At 43.5% G+C, this 15,075-nt stretch carries 18 protein-coding genes and 3 tRNA genes; 20 read left to right on the top strand and 1 reads right to left on the bottom strand.

Going from position 1 to position 15,075, the window contains the following annotated elements; all coding sequences use genetic code 11:
- Positions 1 to 101 precede the first annotated feature (101 nt).
- Both Q1J64_RS07745 and Q1J64_RS07740 read left to right on the top strand, forming a co-directional pair.
- Entirely contained in the window at positions 102 to 581 is a 480-nt protein-coding gene (locus tag Q1J64_RS07745; RefSeq protein ID WP_301108498.1) for a PH domain-containing protein, read from the top strand.
- Positions 574 to 2,115 (top strand): PH domain-containing protein, encoded by a 1,542-nt coding sequence (locus Q1J64_RS07740; protein ID WP_301108497.1) that lies wholly within the window; start codon positions 574 to 576, stop codon positions 2,113 to 2,115. Before Q1J64_RS07745 ends, Q1J64_RS07740 begins: the two co-directional genes overlap by 8 nt.
- 129 nt (positions 2,116 to 2,244) lie before the next feature.
- Here the strand turns inward: Q1J64_RS07740 and Q1J64_RS07735 are convergent, their stop codons facing one another.
- The gene (locus Q1J64_RS07735) at positions 2,245 to 2,853 is read right to left on the bottom strand and encodes a rhomboid family intramembrane serine protease (protein WP_301108496.1); all 609 of its coding nucleotides are present in this window, start codon (positions 2,851 to 2,853) and stop codon (positions 2,245 to 2,247) included.
- Positions 2,854 to 2,921: 68 nt separating this feature from the next.
- On the opposite strand from Q1J64_RS07735, the gene acpS reads away from it, so the two are divergent.
- From acpS to Q1J64_RS07645, 18 genes are all read left to right on the top strand, one after another.
- A complete protein-coding gene (gene acpS, locus Q1J64_RS07730) occupies positions 2,922 to 3,278 on the top strand; it encodes a holo-ACP synthase (protein ID WP_301108495.1) in 357 nt (118 codons plus the stop codon).
- Positions 3,279 to 3,372: 94 nt separating this feature from the next.
- The gene (locus Q1J64_RS07725) at positions 3,373 to 4,401 is read left to right on the top strand and encodes a LolA family protein (RefSeq protein ID WP_301108494.1); all 1,029 of its coding nucleotides are present in this window, start codon (positions 3,373 to 3,375) and stop codon (positions 4,399 to 4,401) included.
- Positions 4,402 to 4,482: 81 nt separating this feature from the next.
- Positions 4,483 to 5,598: an alanine racemase gene (gene alr, locus Q1J64_RS07720; protein WP_301108493.1), complete on the top strand. Its 1,116-nt coding sequence runs from the start codon at positions 4,483 to 4,485 to the stop codon at positions 5,596 to 5,598.
- Positions 5,599 to 5,751: 153 nt separating this feature from the next.
- The gene (locus tag Q1J64_RS07715) at positions 5,752 to 6,057 is read left to right on the top strand and encodes a transcriptional regulator (protein ID WP_367183432.1); all 306 of its coding nucleotides are present in this window, start codon (positions 5,752 to 5,754) and stop codon (positions 6,055 to 6,057) included.
- A 4-nt stretch (positions 6,058 to 6,061) separates the two neighbouring features.
- Positions 6,062 to 6,412: a type II toxin-antitoxin system PemK/MazF family toxin gene (locus Q1J64_RS07710; protein WP_301108492.1), complete on the top strand. Its 351-nt coding sequence runs from the start codon at positions 6,062 to 6,064 to the stop codon at positions 6,410 to 6,412.
- A 283-nt stretch (positions 6,413 to 6,695) separates the two neighbouring features.
- A complete protein-coding gene (gene rsbRA, locus Q1J64_RS07705) occupies positions 6,696 to 7,523 on the top strand; it encodes an RsbT co-antagonist protein RsbRA (RefSeq protein WP_301108491.1) in 828 nt (275 codons plus the stop codon).
- Position 7,524: 1 nt separating this feature from the next.
- The gene (locus Q1J64_RS07700; RefSeq protein WP_153732266.1) at positions 7,525 to 7,887 is read left to right on the top strand and encodes an STAS domain-containing protein; all 363 of its coding nucleotides are present in this window, start codon (positions 7,525 to 7,527) and stop codon (positions 7,885 to 7,887) included.
- A gap of 2 nt (positions 7,888 to 7,889) precedes the next feature.
- A complete protein-coding gene (locus Q1J64_RS07695; protein ID WP_301108490.1) occupies positions 7,890 to 8,291 on the top strand; it encodes an anti-sigma regulatory factor in 402 nt (133 codons plus the stop codon).
- Positions 8,292 to 8,304: 13 nt separating this feature from the next.
- Positions 8,305 to 9,309, top strand: coding sequence for a PP2C family protein-serine/threonine phosphatase (locus tag Q1J64_RS07690; protein WP_301108489.1), 1,005 nt, complete (start codon positions 8,305 to 8,307; stop codon positions 9,307 to 9,309).
- Positions 9,310 to 9,412: 103 nt separating this feature from the next.
- On the top strand, positions 9,413 to 9,754 hold the full coding sequence (locus Q1J64_RS07685; RefSeq protein ID WP_301108488.1) for an STAS domain-containing protein: 342 nt from the start codon (positions 9,413 to 9,415) through the stop codon (positions 9,752 to 9,754).
- A complete protein-coding gene (gene rsbW / locus Q1J64_RS07680; RefSeq protein WP_301108602.1) occupies positions 9,741 to 10,214 on the top strand; it encodes an anti-sigma B factor RsbW in 474 nt (157 codons plus the stop codon). The genes Q1J64_RS07685 and rsbW overlap by 14 nt, the downstream gene beginning before the upstream one ends.
- Positions 10,189 to 10,974, top strand: coding sequence for an RNA polymerase sigma factor SigB (gene sigB / locus Q1J64_RS07675; RefSeq protein ID WP_301108487.1), 786 nt, complete (start codon positions 10,189 to 10,191; stop codon positions 10,972 to 10,974). The genes rsbW and sigB overlap by 26 nt, the downstream gene beginning before the upstream one ends.
- Complete coding sequence (locus Q1J64_RS07670; protein WP_301108486.1) at positions 10,974 to 11,570, top strand: PP2C family serine/threonine-protein phosphatase; 597 nt, start codon at positions 10,974 to 10,976, stop codon at positions 11,568 to 11,570. Before sigB ends, Q1J64_RS07670 begins: the two co-directional genes overlap by 1 nt.
- Before the next feature lie 123 nt (positions 11,571 to 11,693).
- Positions 11,694 to 13,835, top strand: a complete 2,142-nt coding sequence (locus Q1J64_RS07665) for a Tex family protein (RefSeq protein ID WP_301108601.1) — start codon at positions 11,694 to 11,696, stop codon at positions 13,833 to 13,835.
- A 14-nt stretch (positions 13,836 to 13,849) separates the two neighbouring features.
- Positions 13,850 to 14,302 (top strand): SprT family protein, encoded by a 453-nt coding sequence (locus Q1J64_RS07660; protein WP_301108485.1) that lies wholly within the window; start codon positions 13,850 to 13,852, stop codon positions 14,300 to 14,302.
- Positions 14,303 to 14,631: 329 nt separating this feature from the next.
- A tRNA-Glu gene (locus tag Q1J64_RS07655) sits at positions 14,632 to 14,703 on the top strand.
- Positions 14,704 to 14,752: 49 nt separating this feature from the next.
- Positions 14,753 to 14,827, top strand: a tRNA-Gln gene (locus Q1J64_RS07650).
- Between the two features lie 29 nt (positions 14,828 to 14,856).
- Positions 14,857 to 14,932, top strand: a tRNA-Lys gene (locus Q1J64_RS07645).
- Positions 14,933 to 15,075: the final 143 nt, after the last annotated feature.

Genomic DNA, 15,075 nt, shown 5'->3' with positions numbered 1-15,075 from the left:
GCCCGGATTTTTTTCGTTTAATTATGATATGATCGGGTAGAATGAAACGTTTTTTGAGTTTCACCGTATACATAATAGAACTTTATAAAGGAGCTGATGGAGTGAGACAGCAGCCTGCAAATCAAATTTCCAGAAAAGGTCTGACAGTCTGGAGGTTATATGGAGTTATACAAACTGTAATTGTGCTGGCCGTTGCGGCTGGTTTAGGATTTCTAATTTATTATTTCGAATGGCCGAAATGGATTGGCATTATGATCGCAGCTGTTATCATTCTGCAAGCATTTTTCTCCATCTACTTATTCCCGAAAATCAGATGGGAACGTTGGCGCTATGAAGTGCGGGAAGCGGAAATTGAACTGCAGCACGGATTGTTCATCGTCAACCGCACATTGATCCCGATGGTCCGCGTACAGCATGTAGACACGGCGGAAGGTCCGATTTTACGTAAATACGGTCTAGCCTCCATCACAATCTCCACAGCAGCAACCAATCATTCAATACCTGCTTTGGTGACAGAGGAAGCAGATGAATTGCGCAACCGAATTTCCATGTTTGCAAGGGTGGCGAAGGACGATGTCTGAACAGCACTATAAATTGCATTGGGTGACGGCGGTAGTGGAAACTGCGAAAACCTTAAAAGAACTGATTGGGCCATTCATTATCTTGGTGCTTGTCAACGGCTTCAAAGGGGAACGTTCGGGACCATGGTTCCTTCAGTATTCATCATTTATCATCTTCGGATTACTCATACTCATTACGCTCGTTTCTGGCATTGTGAAATGGCGCCGATTTGATTATTGGTTTGAAGATCAGGAGTTGCGGATGGTCTCAGGGCTTTTCGTCCGAAAAAAACGCTACATCCCATATGACCGGATACAGAGCTTGGATTATACAGAAGGAATTTTTCATCGTATGTTTAATTTGGTGAAAGTGAAAGTGGAAACAGCGGGGTCTTCTTCCGGCAAGGATGCAGAGGCAGAGCTGACAGCAATTACGAAAGAGGCTGCCCGGCAGATCGAGGAAGAAATTCAGAAAGCGAAACAATTCCGGATTATCGGTCCTTCTTCAAGAAGCAATGAAGACGGTGAGCTGGTACTTCGTCAGGAACTTGAAACCGATGCTGTAAAACAAATTGTTAAGCCTGTGAATACAGTTTTCTCGATGACGACAGGCGACCTGCTGATGCTTGCTACCACTTCAGGTGGAATCGGTGTTATTTTATCAGGTGCCGTTGTGTTTTTGTCACAAATTGAAGAATTGATCCCGTTTGAATGGTTGTTCGGCGAACTTGAATCATTCGTGCGTTTTGGTGTACTGGTAATCACAATCATGATTTTGCTTGGTTTCCTTATTGTCTGGCTGCTGTCTGTAGCCATGACATTTCTCGCGAATTATGATTTCAAAGTAATATTGGAAAAAGATGATTTGATTATCACCAGAGGATTGCTCGAGAAGAAACGTGTAACGGTACCGCTTAATCGCGTACAAAATATTACGATCGCAGAGAATCCTGTGCGCCAATTATTCGGTTATGCAACGGTGATCGTCAACAGTGCAGGTGGTATGGGGGAGAGCGCGCGAATCAAACTGTTTCCGCTGGCCAAACGAAACCGCGTAATCGAACCGCTGCAGGAGCTGTTTCCTAATCTCGATTTCGATATGCCTGAAGAGAAGCTTAGTGGCCGCGGTAAACGTTTCTACTACCGTTTTAAATTGCTTCTGGTATTGGCCGCAGCAGGAGCTGTATCCTACTTTTTCTTCCCGTACGGCTTGTTTGCGCTGATCTTGCTCCCTGTCGTTTGGGCATTTGGACGATGGCAGTACAACACGGCAGCTTACTCCATTTTGCCGAAGCAGCTGACAATGCGGTTCCGGACCATCAGCCGACACACTGTGTTTACGGAAAAGAACAGAATACAGTCAATGGAGATGGACCAAAACTATTTCCACCGCAGAAATAAAGTAGCTACCCTAACAGTCAACGTAAAATCCGGCATGACAGCAGACTCCCCAGCAATCCGCCACATGCCCGAAGAAGCAGCAGAACAGTTTTTGGCGTGGTATGAACATCGGGTTGAAGGCGAAGAATATGTTGAATTAAATAAAGGTGAATAGGGTTGTGGGTTAGGAAGCCGTTTCCCTGCACGTCCGCCTGAAACGCAGGGAAACGGTATTGTAACTACTTACTAACTATTTGCAACGCAAAAAAGCCAGACAAGCAAACTTGTCTGGCTTTGTGTTCAGCTAGCGTTTCTTTCGCCAGCTCACAATATTCTTTGGATTGAAATAGCTTAGCCCGATAATGAAACCGGTAATCAGCCCTGCAATATGCGCTGTCACGTTGATATTTGTACCGACAAACGTCATCACCACACTGATCACAATAATCGGCAAAATTACTTGCTTCAGCTGCGGGAACACGTGCTTCGTATAATAAACAAGTGCACCGAATGCACCGAACACACCGAAAATTGCACCGCTAGCGCCCAAATGTCTGTAATCAGGTAACTGCAGGAAATACGTCGCGATATCGCCGAACAGGCCAGCCAGCATATAAATTGTAATAAACCGGGCCTTCCCTGCGATCTTTTCAAGCTCAGGTCCAAAAATAAATAAAGAGAACATATTAAACAGTAAGTGGGTAAATCCGCCGTGAAGGAACATTGGCGTAAGTAAACGCCAGTACTCGCCGTTTGCAATCAGGAAATTATCGCCGATTCCCCATACAAGAATCTGACCGCCAATGCCGGGAATCCACGCCAAAATAAAAATTCCGATATTCAGGGCCAGTAAAAACGTCACGACAGGGTAAGCGCGCACGTACTGTGAAAAGTTTTCCGTTCGTATAAACATGGTTTCACCTCAATCTTCTGTACTGATTATACCTATATTTGATGCTGATGTGAAAGGAGATGTTCATTTTGATTCAAGGAATTGGTCTAGATATTGTAGAACTCGATCGCGTGGCCCGTCTGAACGGCCGCAGCACAAAATTTCGGGAGCGCATTTTATCGGAAGCGGAACTGGAAATCTATCAACAATTAAAGGAACATCGCCAGACTGAGTACCTGGCGGGGCGGTTTGCCGCAAAAGAAGCCTTTTCTAAAGCGCGCGGCACAGGTATCGGTGCAGACTGCGGTTTTCTCGACATTGAAATCTTGTCGGAACCGAGCGGCCGCCCTGTTCTGTACTTCAAGCAGCAACGGATCAGCGGCTTCGTCAGCATCACGCATACCCAGACTGTAGCTGCTGCGCAAGTGATTCTTATGCAATCCTGAAGCAAACTCGTAAACTTTAACACAAGCTCGCATAATCCATTCATACCTTTCATAAGATAAGCTACCCGAATTGATTGGAGAAAGGATGAATTGAATGCGGAAACGATTTCTGTTGGTAATGGTCGCAGCAGTCTTGCTAGTATTAGGGGGATGTGGAAAGCCTTCTAAAGAAGATGTTATGAAGAAGCTCAGCAATAAATGGAACGAAACGAAAGGCTATGAATTGAATGCATCAATGGAAATTAAAACAGGTGCAGAACCTCGGGTATATGATGTGGAAGTTTGGCACACTAAGCCGGAATTTTACAAGGTCAACGTAACGCAGGCGGGAAATGAAGATTCCCAAATGATCGTGCGCAATGAAGAAGGCGTCTTTGTTATTACGCCATCACTCGGCAAGACGTACAAATTCCAAAGTGATTGGCCTGCACAAAACAGCCAAGGCTATTTAATCGGCACGCTGGCGGAAGATATCAAGGCGGATAAAGAAGTAGTGATGGAAGAAAAAGACAAAGAGTATGTGTTTAAAACGGCAACGCGCAATAATCATAAGAAACTATTGCCTACACAGAAAGTTCATATTGACAAGAAAACATTGCTACCGACAAAAGTAACGATTCATGATGAAACGGGCGAGGAAAAGATCGCCATTAAATTCTCAAAGATTTCATTGGGAGTGGAACATAAAGTAGCGGATTACGCAGTGAAGATGGATCCGCCGAAAGCAGAAAATGATCAGGCGGATGCAGAAAAAGATGAAGAAGCTACAGAAACCGACGACAAAACTGGATATCAAACGTATTACCCGGCAGTTAATTGGGAAGGCTCTACTTTATCAGATGAGCAAGTTATCACAACGGATAATGGTCAGCGCATCTTGATGACGTTCAGCGGAGAAAAGGAATTTTTGGTTATACAGGAGCCGGCAGAAAAGCCGTTAAACCAGTTGGCTGTATCAGTAGAAGGTGATCCTGTGGACTTAGGCTTTGCGGTAGCAGCGTTAACGGATCAGTCAATTCATTGGGAAGTGAACGGAGTTTCGTTCTTTGTTGCCTCTGAAACGCTGAGTAAGGAAGAGCTGATTACTGTCGCCAATTCGATGACTGTCACGGAAGCGAAATGATAAGCGATTCTAACAATTGACTTGCTTCTGGTTCAGGATAGATAATTAAGCAGAAAGTCTATCCCGACGAGGTGAATACGTATGTGTAACAACATGGATTTTCGGCCGACTAGAGCCGTAATCAATACAGCAGCAATAAAGCATAACGCACAACAAGTAGTGTCTTATCTCCCGAATGAAACGAAACTGATAGCCGTCGTGAAAGCGGATGGTTATGGACATGGGGTGGCAGAAGCTTCATCCGCGGCGCTCGCAGCAGGAGCAGAAATGTTCGCTGTTGCGACGCCGGATGAAGCACTGGCGCTCAGGAAGCACGATCCGCAGACTGATATTCTCGTGCTGGGGCCGTCTCCTGTATCGTTTGCAAAGTACGCGGCCCAGAAAAATATTACAGTTACTGTAACAAGTGTTGTGTGGGCGGAGAAAGTTGGCGACCTGCAGCGTTTCAATAAAAAGTGCAAAGTCCATGTGAAAATCGATAGCGGAATGGGTAGGATTGGCGTCAGGAATGAAACAGAGCTGGCAAGGCTTATCGAAGCGATTAATCAGTCTGAAAACCTATCGATTGACGGAACATTTACCCATTTTGCGCGGGCGGATGAAGAAGGACCAGAGCCGACTGACTTGCAGTTTCAAAAGTTTATGCAATTAGTGGATGTTTTCCCTGAGAAGCCGCGTCTCGTTCATGCATCTAACAGTGCCGGGACGCTGATTTTTCCTGAGTATTCATTGGACGCTGTCCGTTTTGGTATCAGTCTGTACGGTATCGCGCCTTCTGCAGTTGTGGCTAAAAAAATGCCATTTAAGCTGCAAAGAGCGATGACGCTTGAAACCGAACTGTCCTATGTGAAAAAGGTCCGGGCAGGTGAGGGGATCAGTTATGGAGGGAAATATATTACGTCAGAAAACGACTGGATCGGTACATTGCCGATCGGCTATGCAGATGGTTTGAAACGTGCGCTAACAGGGCAAGAAGTAATAGTGGGCGGTAGAAGGGTACCAATTGTGGGCACGATCTGCATGGATCAGTGCATGGTGAAGCTGCCGCACGAATTTCCGGAAGGTGAGAAAGTAACTTTGATTGGTAAACAGGGAGACGAAGAAATCACCATGGAAGAATGGGCAGAACGACTGTGTACCATCCCTTACGAAATAGCCGTAATGCTTTCAGAGCGTATTCCAAGAGTTTACAAATAAAAAGACTAAAAACTAATGAAAACATTCGAAGCAGCATCCTTCATTTCGACAAACTACTGAATAAACTTGCATTTCTTGTCAGAAGAGTTCAAACCATGTCTTTTCATATTAGCAGTTCAATGGTAAGATAGATTTGATATAGAAATAAAAGGGATGGGTTTGTCGGAGGTGCTCAAGTTGCGTACGAATAAAAACGAAAAAAGAATAGTAAGTATAGCCTCAAAGAGATTGCAACAGCAAAATGAAGACGCAATCTTTCAACGGGAACAGATGCAGGATGATTTCGTTTATATGACAACAGAGAGACATATGGAGAGTGGTGAGGCTTCTTTATTGCGGGAAGCTATGATCAGAGGCTATGTTGAAATGTCGCAGATCAACCTCAATATCGCGGCAGAATGTTTATATGCGGAATTTGAAGCACAGCATACCGTGGAACGTTGCGTCACCGGAGGATGAAAAGTTGGCAATTAAACGCGGAGACGTCTTTTTTGCAGATTTGTCACCTGTAGTCGGTTCTGAGCAGGGAGGGACACGGCCGGTTTTGATCATTCAGAATGATATAGGAAACCGGTTCAGTCCTACAGTAATCGTAGCAGCCATTACTGCGCAGATACAAAAAGCAAAATTGCCGACACATGTCGAAATTACAGCGGCACGGCATGGATTCGAGCGGGATTCAGTGATCCTGCTCGAGCAAGTCCGCACCATCGACAAGTCCAGGCTCACAGACAAAATTACACACTTAGATGAGACGTTAATGAAGCAGGTTGACGAAGCGCTGCAAGTAAGCTTCGGACTCATTAAATTTTAGCATACATATTCTACTTACAGTTTTTCACACACGCAGACAACAGCAAGATATATGGCTGCTTACTCGAAAACACTATAACCAATAGGTTATAGTGTTTTCTTTTTAGTATAGATGAATATAGCAACTTGAAATCGTTGTAAAAGTCATGGGACAGGCACTCGGAGCGGTTCTAGCATTTTCTTCGGGGGAGCTTTGTTGATAAAAAAACCGCAAAATACATGTAGTTTATACGAATTTTCGTTACAATAGAGATAACTGAAGATGTAGGGAGGAACAAATAGCCATGAACGAGGTTATGAGAAAAGGGATATCAGAAAATATAGATATCATTACGAGCCGATGGATAGAGCAAATGAAAGATAACTTTTCTGAACGCTTTTTAGATTTAATGCCAGCCAGTGTGGTGGATACGACGAGCAGAGAATTTACGGAATTAATGACTTCGAATTTATCTGACCGTGAAAAAGTAGATAAAGAACGTTTGGACGAGTTTACTGAGAAAATCATACATTTCGGCTGGTCAATTAAATTTATTAACCGGGCAATTGATACGTTTTCATCTGTGGTTTATGAATTGTTTTTCGAGCAGGGTATTTTATCAGATGCAAATTTGCGGCAAGGTGTTGGGATTTTCTCACGCTGGATTAATCCTTTGCGTGAAAGTATTATTGAAGAATACTCAACGAAATGGGAACGTACGGACAGCCTGCAGAAAATTGCGTTGCAGGAATTGTCGGCTTCTTTAATTCCAGTATTCGATAAAATATCTGTCATGCCATTAGTCGGAACAATCGATACAGAGCGTGCGAAATTAATTATGGAAAACTTGCTTGAAGGTGTCGTCAAGCAACGGGCGGAAGTTGTATTGCTCGATATCACAGGTGTCCCTGTAGTAGACACAATGGTTGCACACCATATTATTCAAGCCGCAGATGCAGTACGTCTGGTAGGCGCTAAATGTATGCTGGTCGGTATCCGTCCTGAAATCGCACAGACAATCGTGACACTAGGTATTAATCTGACAGACTTTTCAACAACGAGCACATTGCGGCGCGGTATGCAAAAGGCGCTGGAAATGACAGGTCGTACGATAGTGGAGGAGGAAGAGTAGTATGAAGATGCGAATACCGATTCTTAAACTAAAAGACACATTAATCGTATCCATTCAAGTGGAGCTGGATGATCAGACAGCTCTTCAATTCCAGGAAGATTTATTAGATCAATTGCATAAAACCTCTGCCCGCGGAGTTGTAATTGACTTAACGCCGATTGACTTCATTGATTCATTTATCGCCAAAGTACTGGGCGACGTAATTCATATGACAAGCTTGATGGGCGCAAAAGTAGTCATCACGGGTATTCAGCCCTCTGTAGCGATTACGCTGATTGAACTGGGCATCCGATTGGAGAACGTGACAACAGCTTTAGACTTAGAAAACGGGCTAGAGAAATTGACTAGAGAATTGGAGGCCTGACCATGAACCACAGGTCTTCTATAGAGATCAATACGGAATGGGACATTGTTGCAGCGAGACAGCTTGGCCGTAACGAAGCGAAAAGTACGGGGTTTGGAACGGTGGACCAAGCGAGGATCACTACTGCTATAAGTGAGTTAGCGAGAAACATATATCTTTATGCCGGGAAAGGCAAGATTGAGATTGAGCCGGTACGGGTAGGTACGCGGGCCGGATTGATCATTACCGCGTCAGATGAAGGACCGGGAATTGCAGATTTGCAGAAAGTCATGGAAGACGGCTTTACGACTTCCGGTGGGCTGGGAGCAGGTATGCCAGGAGTCAAAAGGCTAATGGATGATTTCCGTGTCGAAACTGAAGTGGGTGTTGGCACTACCATTACAGCGACGAAATGGTTGCACTAGGAGTTGAGGAACATTGCCGCAGGAGGCTGGGGAACAATATAAACAAATGCTAAAGAATTTTCTGCATTCCCAGGGAGAAAAAGATCTCTATCTGGGCCAGCAGTTCAGCCGCAGTTTTATCGATAAGAATATCGCGCCTGAAGATGTAATCAGTATTCACAAAAATTCTATTGAAGAATTAATAAAAGATTTACCTTCTGATGTCAGCGTTTCTTTTGATTTTTTGATAGAGATGATGATTCATTATGGACTGGCTTTGCAAGAGCATCAAAGTTTGATCCGCAAACAAGAAGCCATCCAAATGGAAATGGACATTGCGGTGAGAATGCAGAATACACTGTTGCAGACAGCGACCCCTGAGGCGAAGGGTCTGGATATTGGTTGGATATCCAAACCTGCAAAGCAAATGAACGGTGATTACGTTTACTTCCTTAATGAAACTTCCAATGAAGTCTGCATGGCAGTTGCAGACATTATAGGAAAAGGGATGTCTGCAGCCATGCATATGTCCATGGTCAAGTTCGGGATGGACAGCTTACGCTATGAAAAGAGAGATCCGTCAGAAGTTTTAAGTTTCATCAATAAAATGATTGAACAAAGTATATCGGATTCAATGTTTATCTCTATGTTTTACGGCAAGTATCATGCGGACACAGCAACGTTTCGCTATTCGTCGGCAGGGCATGAGCCGGCACTTTTTTATAGTGCCGCTGAAAAGAAGTTTAGTCTGCTAGAAAGTAAGGGCCTTCTGCTTGGAGTAAAAGAAGAGGCAGTGTACGAAGAACGTGGAGTTCAGCTTGAGGAAGACGACTTTATCGTCATCATGACAGATGGAGTAAGTGAAACGAGAACCGAAGAAGGCTTTATTGAAATGGATGTAATTGAAGATTTGCTGCTGGATGTAAAGACAGAAAATGCGCAGGCAATGGTCGATTATTTATTTAACGAACTTTCCAAAATGCAAGACTATAAGCTTCGTGATGATTTCACATTAGTTATCTTAAAAAAAACGAAGTAAAGGTTTAGAGATTTGGAAAGCGGGTATAAAACAAGAAGTGTGCAGCAAGTTACGTGGGATGCACATGAATTGAAAAAATAGAGAAACCGATCGGGGTGGCGAAATGAATTTACAAGTTGAGCAAGTTGACAAGGACTTAGTCCATAATTTTAAAATCATTGGAGAAATTGATATTTATACAGCACCAAAGTTGAAAGAACGTTTGGCGCAAATAGAGCAGGCTGAAGGTATGGATGTGGAACTGGATTTATCCGAAGTGAATTATATGGATAGTACCGGTTTAGGTGTATTTGTTGGTTTTTACAAAGAAATCACTGCGCATAACGGGAAATTAGTGATCAAAGGGCTTAATCAGCGCCTCTATCGCTTATTTGAAATTACAGGTCTGAGCGACATTATGCAGATAGAACAAGTTGAAGGTGGCGAACATGATGCAAGCATTTGATTACATCGAAGTAAAAGTCCCAGCAAAACCTCAATACGTCGGTGTAGCCCGGTTAGCGATCTCTGGTTTGGCGAGTCGCATCGGTTTTACATATGATGAAATTGAGGATTTGAAAATTGCTGCAAGTGAGGCTGTGACGAATGCGGTACAGCACGCCTATAATGACGAGAAAGCGGGTGAAGTGATTTTAGGCTGCGCCCTTTATGAAGATCGACTGGAAATCGTCGTGACCGATCACGGCAGAAGCTTTGATTTCGAGGAAACAAAGAAAAAAGTAGGACCCTACCAAGAATGGAATGAAGACTCCCCTTTGAGAGAAGGTGGATTAGGTCTGTACTTAATGGAAACATTAATGGATGAAGTGAGGATCGATCATGGGGAGGGTGTCATCGTATTCATGACCAAATATTTGGGCAGAGAGCGGGGAGAAGGACATGTCAAACCAACAGTCTTCTCGTGATAAGGAAACGAAAAAACAAGTCATTCAATGGATTCATGAATACCAAGAAACGAATGACGACCATGCACAGACAGAGCTAGTCCTTCATTATGAACGATTAGTTCATTCGATTGCGCGAAAATATTCACGTGGCCAATCCCACCATGAAGATATCGTTCAGGCAGGAATGCTTGGGTTATTAGGTGCAATTCGCCGTTACGATCCGGAGCAAGGCAGAAGTTTTGAGGCATTTGCGGTTCCTACAATTATTGGTGAAATCAAACGTTTTCTGCGCGATAAAACATGGGCTGTCCACGTGCCTAGACGTATTAAAGAACTAGGACCGAAAATTAAAGCGGCAGTTGAAGCCTTGACAACAGAATTCCAACGCTCGCCAATGGTATACGAAATAGCTGAGTACCTTGAAACAGATGAAGAACTAGTGTTAGAAGCAATGGAAATGGGTAGAAGCTATCAGGCATTGTCTATTGACCATACGCTCGATGCCGATTCAGAAGGTGGGACGATTACCCTGCTGGATATTATAGGCGAAACAGATGACGGATTTGAAAAAACAGATCAGCGGATGCTTGTAATGAATGCATTGAACGTTCTGAGTGAACGCGAACGACAGATTATCCAGTATACATATATTGACCAGATGAGTCAGAAAGAAGCTGGAGAATTGCTGGATATCTCTCAAATGCATGTATCGAGACTTCAGCGAAAAGCAATTAAGAAACTTCAGGAAGTAATATTAACAAGTGGTGGTGCAAAGTAGTGGAAACCTTTGAGAATGAATATGTAGAAGCGTATATCTATCAACAGTCAAAAAAGGGGAATAAAGATTCTGGGGATGCCTACTACATTCATTCAGAAGAAGACTATTTCATTTGTGCAATTGCAGACGGTCTGGGAAGTGGTACAGATGCCATGGAATCTGCTCAGGTAATTCCGGAAGTCTTGAAAAAGTATCATCATGAATCACCTGACGATTTGTTACTGCGCTGCAATAAGCTGATGTTCCATAAGCGTGGCGCGGCGGTCGGTATTGTAAAAGTTTATTTTGCTCAACAAACTTTGGAATATAGTTGTGTCGGCAATATCCGTATATATATTCTGCAATCAAATGGTCAGATGATTTATCCGTTACCAGTCATGGGTTACTTATCAGGACGTCCGCAATCACTTCGCACACAGCGTTATCCTTATAACAAGAACGATCGATTCTTTTTGCATTCGGATGGTGTCAGTCTGCGAAGCCCGAAGAAATACCTTCAGGAAAACTCTACGCCATATCAATTGTACAAGAAAATTGAAAAGACAATTGACGATAATGACGACGCGACATTCATCGCGGCCAGCCTGCTTCATTAAGTTGAGGCGGGTTTTTATGTGCGCATTTTGCCGAATAACCCCGACCGTTTTAACGGGAATATACGTTGAACCTATGCTATTATATGGAAAGAAGAAAGGGTGGTTGTATTGTCGATTGATCTTATGGAAGCAACTGCGAGCAGGGCGGGTATTGGCAAACGTCAAACTGCAAGCGTTATCGCACTATTAGAAGAAGGTAACACAGTACCTTTCATTGCCCGATATCGAAAAGAAGCAACGGGTTCATTAGATGAAGTCCAAATAAAAGACATAGAAGACTCTTATCATTACGTAAAATCGCTAGAGCAACGAAAAGAAGAAGTTATCCGCTTAATTGAAGAACAGGGCAAACTCAGTGATCAGCTCAAAGCTGATATTGAAAAAGCTACGGTTCTACAGCGAATCGAGGACCTCTATCGTCCGTATAAACAGAAACGCAGAACGAAAGCAATGATAGCCATTGAAAATGGTTTAGAGCCATTGGCGGATCAAATAATGATGCAAACTAATGAAGCAATTGAACAGACAGCGCAAAACTATATTAATCCTGAAAAAGAAGTAAATACAGCAGAAGATGCTCTGGAAGGTGCCAAGTTCATTCTGGCAGAACGAGTTTCAGAGGATGCATCGATGCGTGAAAAAATACGTAAAGTTTCTTGGGTTTCTGGGCATCTGACAGCGAATCTGAAAAAAGGTGCAGAAGATGAGCGTAATGTTTTTGAAAACTATTATGATTACTCAGAACCGTTGAATAAAATCGTTCCTCACAGAGTATTGGCGATCAATCGCGGAGAAAAAGAGGATGTATTGCGTGTCAGCGTGACTTTTCCCACTGAGCGTATTGTTGGGGATTTAGAGCGTACATATCTCAAACGGACAAGCTCGCCATCGGCCCCTTATATAAAAGAAGCGCTGGAAGATTCATTCAAACGATTAATCGCTCCTTCTATTGAGAGAGAAGTGCGTGCAGCGCTGACGGAAAAAGCAGAAACACAAGCCATCCATGTATTCTCGGAAAATCTTCGCAGTCTGCTATTGCAGCCGCCGCTAAAAGGCAGAACGGTTCTTGGCCTCGACCCTGCTTTCCGAACGGGATGCAAGCTGGCAGTCGTGGATGAGACAGGAAAGCTCCATGATATTTCCGTCATCTATCCTCATCCGCCGAAGCAGCAAAAGGAAGCATCTAAAAAAATAATTAATGATTTATTGGAGAAATATCCGATTTCCATCATCGCGATCGGCAACGGGACAGCTTCACGGGAATCCGAGAAGTTCATCGTTGACATCATTAAAGAATCTGATAAACCGGTTTCATACGTTATAGTCAATGAAGCGGGAGCCAGTGTCTACTCTGCATCACCGCAAGCTAGAGAAGAGTTTCCTGATTTACAAGTAGAGCAGCGAAGTGCGGTATCTATCGCCCGCCGCTTGCAAGATCCGCTATCTGAGCTGGTGAAAATTGATCCGGGTTCCATAGGGGTAGGTCAGTACCAGCATGACGTAGCTAAGAAAAACTTGTCGGAATCATTGTCGTTCGTAGTAGAGACAGCAGTGAACCGAGTGGGCGTCAATGTCAATACGGCTTCTTCCTCTTTATTACAGTATGTGTCAGGATTATCTAAAGCAGTGGCGGAAAATATCGTTAAAGCGAGAGAAGAAGCTGGCAAGTTCGAAAAACGCACAGATTTGAAGAAAGTGCCGCGACTCGGTTTGAAAACGTATGAGCAGGCAATCGGATTCCTGCGTATTCCTGAATCGAAAGAGCCGTTTGACACAACTGGAATTCACCCAGAGAGCTATAAGATTGCGGAAGCAGTTCTAAAAGAAGCGGGGCTGAATAAAAAACAACTGGGTACTGATGAGGCAACACAAGCATTAGCAAATATGAATCTATCCCAATTAGCCGCTCAGCTGGATGTAGGGGTAATCACTCTTCAGGATATTATCAATACATTACAGCGGCCTAACCGTGATCCTCGTGACGACTATCCTCAGCCGCTCTTAAAAGCGGATGTTTTGGATATTAAAGATCTGCACGAAGGAATGGAAATGCAAGGAACTGTACGCAATGTAGTGGATTTCGGCGCATTCGTAGACATAGGAGTATCGGAAGACGGCCTTGTCCATATTTCCAAATTGAAAAAAGGCTTCGTTAAGCATCCATTAGATGTCGTAGCTTCCGGCGATATCGTCACCGTTTGGATTGATTCAGTTGATCGTCAAAAAGGCCGAATTGCACTTTCCATGGTTCCTTTGAACAAATAAAGGGGTAAATGATTATGTCGGATGAACAATTACAGGAACTAGTCGAGCACATTTCACTCGACATCTTTCATAAACCATTTCGCCATCAGGCTATTTTCAATAAACGGTTGCGCACGACAGGCGGGCGCTATAAACTGGGTAACCATTTTATAGAAATTAATCCGCTTGTTGTGCAAATGCACGATGAACAAGAGCTTGTAGGGATCGTCAAACATGAACTCTGTCACTATCACCTGCATTTAGAAGGCAAAGGTTACAAGCACGGCGATGCAGATTTCAGAAATCTACTGAAAATAACAGATTCACCGCGCCACTGTAAACCTCTGGCTGAACCAAAGGTGAGAAGCGCAGCTGTTCATTTATATCGCTGTACATCTTGCGGCTGTGAATACCGTAGGAGAAGACGTATGGACTGCAAGAAATATCGCTGCGGTAAATGCGCAGGGGAAATTGTGAAAGAAGAATAAACAGAAAAGAGACAAGCATGGAAGTGAGATTTTTATGTTTGTCTCTTTATTTATGTAGAAAGGTCAGATGATGAAACCAGAAATAGAAAACCTTTTGCATAATACTCTTGCATGCCTGATAGGAAATGCCCCAAACGTATTTTAAAAAACACCTAAAGATTTAGCGCTATAAACCCTATAGAATCAATGTTTTTGCGAGATCATGAAAGTTTTATAAAAAAAGATTGATAAAAAAGGTTGACGAACAGGACAGGCCTGTCTATAATAGGAAAAGTCGACTGAGACAAGCGAAACAAATCGCACATCAGTTTGCTGGACAATAAAACTTAGGCCCCTTGGTCAAGCGGTTAAGACACCGCCCTTTCACGGCGGTATCACGGGTTCGAATCCCGTAGGGGTCACTTTAGTAAATAGAATGAATGCCTGGAGATCTGTTTAACAGATTATCAATGGGGTATAGCCAAGCGGTAAGGCAACGGACTTTGACTCCGTCATTCGTTGGTTCGAATCCAGCTACCCCAGCCATTTCCATTACATCGTTTTTATTTTAAAACGAGCCGTTAGCTCAGTTGGTAGAGCATCTGACTTTTAATCAGAGGGTCACAGGTTCGAATCCTGTACGGCTCACCATTTTTTAAAAAAAGTAGTTGACTTATTAAATCAGTCATGTATAATAGAGTTTGTCGCTAAAACAAAGCGGTAGTGGCGGAATGGCAGACGCGCTAGGTTGAGGGCCTAGTGGGTGAATAACCCGTGGAGGTTCAAGTCCTCTT

The organism is Sporosarcina sp., assembly GCF_029257255.1.
Taxonomy (GTDB): Bacteria; Bacillota; Bacilli; order Bacillales_A; family Planococcaceae; genus Sporosarcina.
The sequence above is the reverse complement of the archived record's forward strand: the minus strand, read 5'-3'. Positions and strand labels throughout refer to the sequence as shown.

What these genes read in the sequence shown, in the direction of transcription:
- rsbW (WP_301108602.1), top strand. Translation starts at nt 9,741, where the DNA reads ATGCAAGCATTTGATTACATCGAAGTAAAAGTCCCAGCAAAACCTCAA.
- alr (WP_301108493.1), top strand. Translation starts at nt 4,483, where the DNA reads ATGTGTAACAACATGGATTTTCGGCCGACTAGAGCCGTAATCAATACA.
- Q1J64_RS07685 (WP_301108488.1), top strand. Translation starts at nt 9,413, where the DNA reads ATGAATTTACAAGTTGAGCAAGTTGACAAGGACTTAGTCCATAATTTT.
- Q1J64_RS07715 (WP_367183432.1), top strand. Translation starts at nt 5,752, where the DNA reads ATGGGTTTGTCGGAGGTGCTCAAGTTGCGTACGAATAAAAACGAAAAA.
- Q1J64_RS07735 (WP_301108496.1), bottom strand. Translation starts at nt 2,853, where the DNA reads ATGTTTATACGAACGGAAAACTTTTCACAGTACGTGCGCGCTTACCCT.
- sigB (WP_301108487.1), top strand. Translation starts at nt 10,189, where the DNA reads ATGTCAAACCAACAGTCTTCTCGTGATAAGGAAACGAAAAAACAAGTC.
- Q1J64_RS07725 (WP_301108494.1), top strand. Translation starts at nt 3,373, where the DNA reads ATGCGGAAACGATTTCTGTTGGTAATGGTCGCAGCAGTCTTGCTAGTA.
- rsbRA (WP_301108491.1), top strand. Translation starts at nt 6,696, where the DNA reads ATGAACGAGGTTATGAGAAAAGGGATATCAGAAAATATAGATATCATT.
- Q1J64_RS07660 (WP_301108485.1), top strand. Translation starts at nt 13,850, where the DNA reads ATGTCGGATGAACAATTACAGGAACTAGTCGAGCACATTTCACTCGAC.
- Q1J64_RS07695 (WP_301108490.1), top strand. Translation starts at nt 7,890, where the DNA reads ATGAACCACAGGTCTTCTATAGAGATCAATACGGAATGGGACATTGTT.
- Q1J64_RS07700 (WP_153732266.1), top strand. Translation starts at nt 7,525, where the DNA reads ATGAAGATGCGAATACCGATTCTTAAACTAAAAGACACATTAATCGTA.
- Q1J64_RS07740 (WP_301108497.1), top strand. Translation starts at nt 574, where the DNA reads ATGTCTGAACAGCACTATAAATTGCATTGGGTGACGGCGGTAGTGGAA.
- Q1J64_RS07665 (WP_301108601.1), top strand. Translation starts at nt 11,694, where the DNA reads ATGGAAGCAACTGCGAGCAGGGCGGGTATTGGCAAACGTCAAACTGCA.